This window comes from Streptomyces sp. MK37H, assembly GCF_018035285.1.
In the GTDB taxonomy this organism is placed as follows: domain Bacteria; phylum Actinomycetota; class Actinomycetes; order Streptomycetales; family Streptomycetaceae; genus Streptomyces; species Streptomyces endocoffeicus.
Genome location: NZ_JAAAYH010000588.1, coordinates 1 through 4,376, shown reverse-complemented (window position 1 = coordinate 4,376; position 4,376 = coordinate 1). Strand labels below are relative to the sequence as shown.

Below are 4,376 nucleotides of genomic sequence, written 5' to 3'. Positions count from 1 at the left end.
TGATGTCCGGGTGGTCGAAGGGGTGGATGAAGACCGCGCCCGTGCGCTCGGCGTACTCCTTCGCCGCCCGCATCGTCTCGTCCACGATCTGGCCGCACAGCCGCACCTCGGCGCCGTAGTCCCGGGTGGCCGCGATCTTCGGCAGCGGTGCGCCCTCGGGCATGAAGACCGTCGAGCGCACCCCCAGCAGCGAGGCCGCGAGGGCGACGCCCTGCGCATGGTTCCCGGCGCTCGCCGCGACCACCCCGGCCGCCCGCTCCTCGGGGCTGAGCCCGGCGATCCGCACATAGCCGCCGCGCAGCTTGAACGACCCGGTGCGCTGGAGGTTCTCGCACTTGAAGTGGACCGGCGCGCCGACCAGACCGGACAGATAGCGGCTGCCCTCCAGCGCGGTGAGCCGGGAGACCCCCGAGAGCGTCTTCTGCGCGCTGCGGATGTCGTCGAGGGTGATCGTCGTTCCGGACCCCTCGGAGGCGGAACCTCCGGATACGGAACCCTCGGACGAGGACGCGGACGCGGTCGCGGGGGCGAGGGCGGGGTCGGACCCAAGGGCGGGAGAGGTGAGGTGCGAGGCCGGGCCGGACCCGGAGCCGGGCCCGTCCTCGTCGCCGTGTCGTGCAGCCATGGTCCCCAGTCTGGCAGCTCACCCCCGACAGGCCCCGGCGGGCCGAGCCGGTGGCGGGGTCGGCCCCGGGCCGGTGCCGGGCACGGGTCCGCCGACGGGCCACGGCGCCGGGGAACGGCTCAGAACGGCAGGTTGTGGCTCGGGGGCCGTCAGGTTTCTGCAGCCCCCGTACGGGCGGGCCCCCAGCCGCGTACTCTGTGCCACATCCCACAGACCACCGCATGAAGTGAGCCCTAGGCCATGCCCACCCAATCGGACATGACGACTCAACTCGACACCGGCGTACTGGACGCACTCCAGCATCAGGTCGCCGTCTTCGCCCGCCGTGCGGAACAGACCCGGCTCGGCGGCGTCGGCCAGGCCCGCAATTCCATGGACCGAGCCGCTTATCTGCTGCTCAACCGGCTCGACCAGGAAGGCCCGATGGGGGTCAAGGCGCTCGCAGGGAGCATGGGCATCGACTCCTCCACCGTGACCCGCCAGGTCGCCCCGCTGGTCGACTCCGGCATGGTCAAGCGCACCTCGCACCCCGAGGACGGCCGGGCGGTCGTGCTGCAGCTCTCCCCGCGCGGCAAGGCCCGCCTGGAGGAAGTGCGTTCCTCACGGCGCGATCTGATGTCCCGCGTGACCGGGGACTGGACGGCGGAGGAGCGCGATCTCTTCTGCGACCTCCTGACCCGCTTCAACGTCGCCCTCTCCGCCGCGCACACCACGGTGCCCCAGGCGACGCCCGCCACCTGACCCCGGCGCAGACATCTTGACCAGGTGCCTGTGCCTGCCGTGTCCTAAAAGGAACGGGAGGCGGAGGGCGTGGTGCGAGAGCGGCGGGCAGCACGGGACGGCCGCCGGGCCCGGGAGTTCGAGGCATTCGTCGCGGGCGCGGGTGGCCGACTGCTGCATGCGGCCACGCTGCTCACGGGGGAGCCGACGGGGGACACCGAAGCCGCCGAGCGCCTGCTGACCGCCGCGCTCGCGCGCACGTACGCCCGCTGGGACCGGCTGCGCGGCGAGGATCCGTACGACCACACCCGCCGGACGCTGGCCGCCCTCTTCGCCCACCGCGGCCACCGCTACCGCCGCCCGCGCGGCGGCACCCTGGCCCGGCTCACCCCGCAGGAGCGGCTGGTGCTGGTGCTGCGGCTGTACGAGGGGGTCGCGGAGGAGCAGACGGCGGCGGCGCTCGGGCTCCCGGTCGAGCGGGTCCGGGCGATCTGCACCCGCGCGGTCACGGCGATGCGCAGCGCGGCGGCCCGGCGTGGCACGACTGGAACGCGTCCGTCCGCCGGAACGCCACGCTCCGCCGGAACGTCATCCTCCGGCGGAACGCCCCCGTCCAGCGGCGACCGGGCGGCCACCGGGGCGACGGGAGCAGAAGCCGAGGCCGGAGCCGGGGCCGAGGCCGGAGCAGGAGCCGAAGCCGAGGCAGGCGCCGGAGCCGCCCCATGAGCTTCCCCGACCGCAAGGAGACCGAGGTCCGCCGGATGCTGGAGGGCCCGCATCCGCCGCTGCCGCCGGATCTGGCGGGCCGGGCGGCCGAACGGGGACGGCGGATGTTCCACCGCCATCAAGTGGTGCGCACCATCGGCTGGCTGCTGCTGCTCGCCGCGGTCGTCGCGTTCGGCGTCTGGGCGGCGATCGTCGAACCGTGGGCCGCGCCGCCGCCCACCGACACCACCCCTCCCCTCGAGGGGTGGTGACCACTCGAGGGGAGGCGACCACTCAAGGGGAGGCGACCACCCTCAAAAACCCATAGTCCAGGCGTCAACCCAGAGTTGGTCGTCAGCCCAGAGCCTGGCCCAGATCCATCAGCAGATCGTCGACCGACTCGATGCCGACCGACAGCCGTACGAGATCAGCCGGCACCTCGAGCGCCGAGCCCGCCGCCGAGGCGTGCGTCATCCGCCCCGGGTGCTCGATCAGCGACTCGACACCGCCGAGGGACTCCCCGAGCGTGAACAGCCGCGCCCGGTCGCACACCTCGACCGCCGCCTCCTCGCCGCCCGCGACCCGGAACGACACCATGCCGCCGAAGGCCCGCATCTGCTTGGCCGCGATCTCGTGCCCCACGTGCTCCGGCAGCCCCGGGTAGTAGACCTGGGTCACCTTGGGGTGCGCGGTGAGCATCTCCGCGATCCGCGTGGCGTTCGCGCTGTGCCGGTCCATCCGGACGGCGAGGGTCTTGATGCCGCGCATCACCAGCCAGGAGTCGAAGGGCCCGGCGATGGCGCCCATCGCGTTCTGGTGGAAGGCGAGTTCGTCGCCGAGGCCGGTGTCGGAGACGATCAGCGCACCGCCTACGACGTCCGAGTGCCCGCCCATGTACTTGGTGGTGGAGTGCACCACGACGTCCGCGCCGAGCGCGAGCGGCTGCTGGAGGTAGGGGCTGGCGAAGGTGTTGTCCACCACCAGCCGGGCCCCCGCGGTGCGGGCGACATCGGCGACGGCTGCGATGTCGGTGATGCCGAGCAGCGGGTTGCTGGGGGTCTCGACCCAGATCACCTTCGTACGGGGGCGGAGCGCGGCCCGTACCGCCGCCGGGTCGGAGCTGTCGGCGACCGACCACTCCACCCCCCAGCGCTCCACGACCTTCGCGAACAGGCGGAACGTACCGCCGTAGGCGTCGTTCGGGATCACGACGTGGTCGCCCGGCACCAGGAGCGTGCGCAGCAGGCAGTCCTCGGCGGCGAGGCCCGAGGCGAAGGCCAGGCCGCGGCGGCCGCCCTCCAGCGCCGCCAGGTTCTCCTCGAGCGCGGTACGGGTGGGGTTGGCGGAACGGCTGTACTCATAGCCGCCCCGCAAGCCCCCCACGCCGTCCTGCTTGTAGGTGGAGACCTGGTAGATCGGGGGGACGACGGCGCCGGTGAGGGAGTCCGCCTCCTGGCCCGCGTGGATGGCGAGCGTCTCGAAACTCTGAGGATGCCCCTGGGGGTGCTGGTGGCTCATGGGCCCGAGCGTAACGCCCGACGCGCCCGTGCTGGATTCAACGACCGCCGGGGCGCATAGGCTGGACCACAAGCCGTTCCGCACCACAAGCCGTTACGGGCCTTCACACGGGGACACCTCATGGAGCTTCTGATCTTCCTCATCGCCATCGTCATGATCGGCGGGCTGATCGTCGTACCGGCGTTGCGGCGGATGCGCGGGGGCCGCGGGGCCATGCAGGGCGCGATGCGCGCCTCGGACCCGCAGGAGTACGGCTTCGTCCCGCGCGAGCGGCTGGACGTACGGCTGCCCGGCCCGGACCGGCAGCTGATCGACGCGCTGGAGGAGGTCCAGGCCCGGCAGGACTGGCAGCCGGCCGCCCGTCTGCTCGCCCTCACCGAGGCCACCTCGGAACTGCGCTGGCAGCGGGTGCAGACGCTGGCCGGGGCGGCGGCCTTCGAGCTCGCCCAGGCCCCCGGCCAGGGCGGCATGTGGCTGCGCACCTGGCGGGTGGCGGCCCCCGAGGACCCGGGCGCGGCGGCGGTGCACGCGGAGTTCCTGGTCCGCCAGGCGCTGCTCGACCCGTCCTCGCAGGACTTCCGGATGATCCTGGAGGAGGCCCGGGACGTCTGCCACGAGGCGGCCCGGCTGGCCCCGGAGGACCCGGTGCCGCACATCATCGAGCTCGGCGTGGCCCGCGGTCTGGCCTACCGGCAGGCCGACTTCGAGGAGCTGTGGACCAAGGTCACCAAGCTCGCCCCGCACCACATGGGCGCCCACCTGGCCGCCCTCCACTACTGGTGCGAGAAGTGGCACGGCTCCCAGGACC

General features: G+C 73.1%; 4 protein-coding genes and 2 pseudogenes. 4 read left to right on the top strand and 2 right to left on the bottom strand.

What is annotated here, in order from left to right; translation table 11 throughout:
• The coding region (locus tag GWI24_RS41120) for a threonine/serine dehydratase (RefSeq protein WP_247617592.1) at positions 1 to 625 on the bottom strand (625 nt) is incomplete at its 3' end.
• Positions 626 to 865: 240 nt separating this feature from the next.
• Here GWI24_RS41120 and GWI24_RS41115 point away from each other — a divergent pair.
• The 3 genes and pseudogenes from GWI24_RS41115 (at position 866) to GWI24_RS41105 (ending at position 2,322) form a co-directional block, all read left to right on the top strand.
• Entirely contained in the window at positions 866 to 1,366 is a 501-nt protein-coding gene (locus tag GWI24_RS41115) for a MarR family winged helix-turn-helix transcriptional regulator (RefSeq protein ID WP_171072617.1), read from the top strand.
• A gap of 72 nt (positions 1,367 to 1,438) precedes the next feature.
• Positions 1,439 to 1,918 (top strand): annotated as a pseudogene (locus tag GWI24_RS45945) (sigma factor-like helix-turn-helix DNA-binding protein); the annotation flags it as partial.
• Between the two features lie 149 nt (positions 1,919 to 2,067).
• Positions 2,068 to 2,322 carry a hypothetical protein gene (locus GWI24_RS41105; protein WP_210951127.1) on the top strand — a complete coding sequence of 85 codons (255 nt, stop codon included), beginning with the start codon at positions 2,068 to 2,070 and terminating at the stop codon, positions 2,320 to 2,322.
• An 82-nt stretch (positions 2,323 to 2,404) separates the two neighbouring features.
• On the opposite strand, the gene GWI24_RS41100 is transcribed toward GWI24_RS41105, so the two are convergent.
• Positions 2,405 to 3,568 carry a cystathionine gamma-synthase gene (locus GWI24_RS41100; protein WP_210951126.1) on the bottom strand — a complete coding sequence of 388 codons (1,164 nt, stop codon included), beginning with the start codon at positions 3,566 to 3,568 and terminating at the stop codon, positions 2,405 to 2,407.
• Positions 3,569 to 3,688: 120 nt separating this feature from the next.
• Between GWI24_RS41100 and GWI24_RS41095 the strand changes: the two are divergent.
• Positions 3,689 to 4,376 (top strand): annotated as a pseudogene (locus tag GWI24_RS41095) (hypothetical protein); the annotation flags it as partial.

What these genes read in the sequence shown, in the direction of transcription:
- GWI24_RS41115 (WP_171072617.1), top strand. Translation starts at nt 866, where the DNA reads ATGCCCACCCAATCGGACATGACGACTCAACTCGACACCGGCGTACTG.
- GWI24_RS41105 (WP_210951127.1), top strand. Translation starts at nt 2,068, where the DNA reads ATGAGCTTCCCCGACCGCAAGGAGACCGAGGTCCGCCGGATGCTGGAG.
- GWI24_RS41100 (WP_210951126.1), bottom strand. Translation starts at nt 3,568, where the DNA reads ATGAGCCACCAGCACCCCCAGGGGCATCCTCAGAGTTTCGAGACGCTC.